This is a genomic window from Actinomycetota bacterium, from assembly GCA_030776725.1.
Classification (GTDB): domain Bacteria; phylum Actinomycetota; class Nitriliruptoria; order Nitriliruptorales; family JAHWKO01; genus JAHWKW01.
In genome coordinates this window covers 1-4,136 of sequence record JALYHG010000088.1, presented here as the reverse complement: position 1 = coordinate 4,136, position 4,136 = coordinate 1, and the positions used below count along the sequence as shown (strand labels likewise).

The 4,136-nt window shown below is 71.8% G+C and carries 5 protein-coding genes; all 5 read left to right on the top strand.

The annotated features are described in order from the left end of the window. Window positions 1–128 precede the first annotated feature (128 nt). Window positions 129–512 carry a Holliday junction resolvase RuvX gene (gene ruvX / locus M3N57_03990; GenBank protein ID MDP9021858.1) on the top strand — a complete coding sequence of 128 codons (384 nt, stop codon included), beginning with the start codon at window positions 129–131 and terminating at the stop codon, window positions 510–512. 13 nt (window positions 513–525) lie between these two features. Then, window positions 526–1,632 (top strand): endolytic transglycosylase MltG, encoded by a 1,107-nt coding sequence (gene mltG, locus M3N57_03985; protein ID MDP9021857.1) that lies wholly within the window; start codon window positions 526–528, stop codon window positions 1,630–1,632. Next, on the top strand, window positions 1,629–2,501 hold the full coding sequence (gene aroE, locus M3N57_03980; protein MDP9021856.1) for a shikimate dehydrogenase: 873 nt from the start codon (window positions 1,629–1,631) through the stop codon (window positions 2,499–2,501). The genes mltG and aroE overlap by 4 nt, the downstream gene beginning before the upstream one ends. Before the next feature lie 279 nt (window positions 2,502–2,780). Beyond that, window positions 2,781–3,248 (top strand): roadblock/LC7 domain-containing protein, encoded by a 468-nt coding sequence (locus M3N57_03975; protein ID MDP9021855.1) that lies wholly within the window; start codon window positions 2,781–2,783, stop codon window positions 3,246–3,248. 42 nt (window positions 3,249–3,290) lie between these two features. Further along, the coding region (locus M3N57_03970; protein ID MDP9021854.1) for a DUF4388 domain-containing protein at window positions 3,291–4,136 on the top strand (846 nt) is incomplete at its 3' end.

Below are 4,136 nucleotides of genomic sequence, written 5' to 3'. Positions count from 1 at the left end.
CAGGCCGGCGGTCGTGAAGGCGCCCGGCTCGGCGAGGCTCTCCGTGTCGCTGCCGACGAGGCCCGCCGGGCGGTGGGCTGATCGCCGGGCGTGTCCTGGGCGTCGACCTGGGCGACGTCCGCATCGGCCTGGCGCTCAGCGACCCGTCGGCGACGGTCGCCACGCCCCTGACCACGCTCGCCGTCGACGACGCCGACGACCTCGACACGATCGCGGCCTCGATCACCGAGGTCGCCCGCGACCGGCAGGCGGACACGGTGGTGGTCGGGCTCCCCCGTGCCCTGTCGGGCCGTGAGGGACGCCCCGCCCAACGTGCCCGTGCCGTCGCCGATCGGCTCCGCGAGCACGGCCTCGTGGTGGCGCTGTGGGACGAACGGTTCACGACCGTGGAGGCCGAACGCGCGATGCTCGCCCAGGACGCCAGCCGCCGGGAGCGACGCCAGGCCCTGGATCGGGTCGCGGCTACGCTCCTGCTCCAGGCCTACCTGGACCACGCCAGACGCGGCGAATGAGAGGGGCGACCGGATGGCGCTGAGCCGCGGTGCGAAGTGGGTGCTGGTCGTCCTGGTCGCGGGCGTGGCGGCCGTCGGCGGCGGTCTTGCGTACGTCGCGTGGAGCCTCGGCGGTGAGCCCGGCGAAGGACAACCGGTCTCGGTCGAGATCGCCGAAGGGTCGACCGCCGCCACCGTCGCGCAGGAACTCGAGGACAAGGACGTGGTCCGTTCGGCGTGGGCCTTCCGGTTGAAGGCCCGCAGCCGCGGTCTCGACCGTCAACTGCAGGCCGGCACGTACGACTTCGAAACCGGCATGAGCGTCGACCAGGTGATCGACCGGTTCCTCGCTGGACCGCGTACGCCGGCGTCGTTCCGGTTCACCATCCCCGAAGGGTGGACCGTGGACCAGATCCTGGCCAGGCTGGGCGAGGAGTCGCCGTTCAGCGTCGACGAGTACCGGACGGTCCTCGCCGATCGCCAGGTGTCCGTGCCGGACTGGGTCCCGCCCCTGCAAGATTTCCCGGCGGGCGTGCGCAGCCCCTACGAGGGTCTGTTGTTCCCCGAGACGTACGAGTTCTCCACGAAACGAGCGACCCCACAGGCGGTCCTGCAGCGCATGGTGGACGAGCTCGCCTCGGTGGTCGATTCCGTCCCGGACGAGTCGATCCAGGCGGCCGCGGCCCGCGGCTACGACCGCTACGAGGTGCTCGTCATCGCGAGCCTCATCGAAGAGGAGGTCAGGGTCGCGGAGGAACGCGCTCTCGTCTCAGGCGTCATCTACAACCGTCTGGAGGCGGGGCAACCGCTGCAGGTCGACGCTGCGAACATCTACGCGGTGGGGGAGCACACCGACCGGGTCGCCGGCGAGTACTTGACCGTCGATTCGCCGTACAACCTCTACCAGCGGGCCGGCCTGCCACCCACCCCGATCGCGTCGCCGGGCCGCGCCGCGATCGAAGCCGCCTTCTCGCCCGCGGACACCGACCACCTCTACTACGTGATCAAGGACGAGGAAGGCCGCCACGCCTTCGCCGAGACCTTCGAGGAACACAAGCGCAACAAGGCCGAGTACGAGAGGCTCCGCGACCGCCCACGACCCGGACCGACGGCGGCGACACCGAGCCCGGCCGGGTCGTGAACGCCCGCTGGCCGACGGCCTCCACCCGGCTCGTGGTCCTGCTCGGTTGGCCGGTCCGCCACTCGCTGTCGCCGGTGATGCATAACAGCGCGTTCCGTGAGCAGGGACTGGACCTCGTCTACGTCGTGCTGCCCACACCCCCGGACGCGCTCGCCACGGTCGTCGAGGCGCTCGGCGCTGTCGGAGCGATCGGCGCCAACGTCACCGTCCCGCACAAGGAGGAGGTCACCGGCCTGTGCGATCGGCTCACGGACGAAGCGCGTCTCGTCGGCGCCGTCAACACGCTGGTGTGGGGTCCCGAGGGGCTGGTCGGGGACAACACCGACGCGGTGGGCCTGGGAAGGGTCCTGCAGGAGGACTTCAACCTGCCACCCGGCGCCCCAACCGTGGTGCTCGGCACAGGCGGGGCAGCCCGTGCCTGCGTGGTGGCGTTGGGCCGCGTCGGGGTGCCGGTCACCGTCATCGGGCGGCGACGCGACGCCGCCGACGACCTGGCCGGGCTGGCGGAGCGGTGCGGGGCGCCGCAGGGGCGCGCCATCGGCCTGGACGAGGACACCTGGGTGGGCGAGGCCGTCGCGGAGTCGGTCCTGGCGATCAACGCCACCCCACTGGGGATGGCCGGTGAGCCCCTGCCCGACCCCTTCCACCAGCTCCGCGCGGACCAGATGGCGCTCGACCTGGTCTACCGACCCGCCGAGACGCCGTTCCTCGAGGCGGCGCGTGCGTCCGGGGCCGAGGCGCACCACGGCCTGGGGATGCTGGTCGCGCAGGCGGCGGCGAGCTACCGCCGGTGGACCGGGCAGGACGCCCCGATCGGGATCATGTCCGCGGCCGCTGTCGCGGAGCTGACCGTCCCGACCGGGCGCTGACCGGACGCTGACCAGGCGCTGAGCGGGCACAGAGACGAGGACTCGGTGCCGCTGCTCGGTGGAGGGGGCACGGTAGGCGTCACGGACCTCGGCAGCGCCTGACCAGCCGCCCCGCGCCGGCATGCCGGCGATTACCCTCTGCCTAGAGGGACGGGCGCTCGCCACGTCCGGGCGACCTCAAGTCGGTCTGCGATCGTGCCGACTTCTGGTGCGTGGGGGGCGCAGCGCTACGGCCACGCGCCACCCGCGACCGCGGGAGGCTGACCGAGGAGGGTCACCATGGCTGATTCCAAGGCACAGCGCCTCGCCGCGGCGCTGGACGACTTCATCCAGAGCTCCCCGGACGTCGAGGCAGCCGCTGTCGTGTCGTTCGACGGCCTGCCCATGGCCAGCGCGCTTCCCGCGGAGATGGAGGAGGACCGCCTCGGCGCCATGAGCGCCGCGTTGCTGTCGTTGGGCGAGCAGGCAGCGCTGGGTCTCGGTCGCGGCCAGCTCAACCAGATCTTCGTCGAGGGCGAGCAGGGCTTCGTGTTCCTGATGTCCGCCAAGGACCAGGCCGTGCTGACCGCGGTGGCGCGTCGCACGGCCAAGATCGGTTTCATGCTCTTCGAGATGCGGCGCGCAGCCGCCCGGGTCGGTGACGTGCTGCTGGAGGGCCGCGAGGGCGAGGACCCTTACGCCGCGGTCATCGCCGGTCCCGGCGCCCCGCAGAGCGAGCCCCCCGCTCAAGAAGCGGCGTGGCGATGACGACGACCCGACGGACGTCGGGTTAAGAGAGGATCTCGGTCGATGCTCGAGGGCACCCTCGACAGCTTCAGCCTGCCGGACATCTTCCAGCTGCTGGCGCTGACCAAGAAATCCGGTCGCCTCGACCTGAAGAGCGACCGTGGTCAGGGCAAAGTCTGGTTCAGAGACGGTCAGGTCTACTACGCGTTGGCCAGCGGCGGCCGGCTGGCGTTGGGCAAGCGGCTCGCCGCCGCCGGGCGGGTCACGGCTGAGCAGGTCCAGCAGGCCCTCGAGCAGCAGCGCGAGCTCGGCGGTCCGCGGCTCGGGACGATCCTCGTCGACCAGGGCGCGATCGACGATGCCACGCTCGAGACGTTCGTCCGCGAGCAGATCCAGGACGCGGTCTTCGACCTGATGCGCTGGAGCGACGGCCAGTTCGCGTTCGAGTCGGCGCTCGACCTCGACGAGCCGATCGGGCTGACCGTCACGGTCGAGAACCTGATCATGGAGGGTTCTCGGCGCCTGGAGGAGTGGGACGCCGTCCGGAAGAAGATCCCCGGCCTGGAGGCGGTCGTGGCGATGGCCCCTGCACCCGACGATGCGGGGGTCGAGGTCAACCTCAAGCCCGAGGAGTGGCGGCTGCTGACGATGGTCGACGGCCGGCGCACGGTCGGGGACCTCGTCGAGCTCAGCGGCAAGGGCGAGTTCGCCGTCTGCAAGCTGCTGTACGGGATGGTCGGCGCCGGTGTGCTCGAGGTGCGCGACGTCGACGTCCAGGGCCCCTCGTCGGTCGCGGCGATCTTGGACGAGGTCGAACTGATCCGCCAGCTCGAGGAGGGCGAACCAGTCAGCGAGCCGGCGCCCCAGCGCCGCCCTGCCGCCGCCCCGCGCGCGCCGGACGAGCCGCCG

Coding starts and splice junctions, on each gene's coding strand:
- M3N57_03975 (MDP9021855.1), top strand. CDS start 2,781: ATGGCTGATTCCAAGGCACAGCGCCTCGCCGCGGCGCTGGACGACTTC.
- mltG (MDP9021857.1), top strand. CDS start 526: ATGGCGCTGAGCCGCGGTGCGAAGTGGGTGCTGGTCGTCCTGGTCGCG.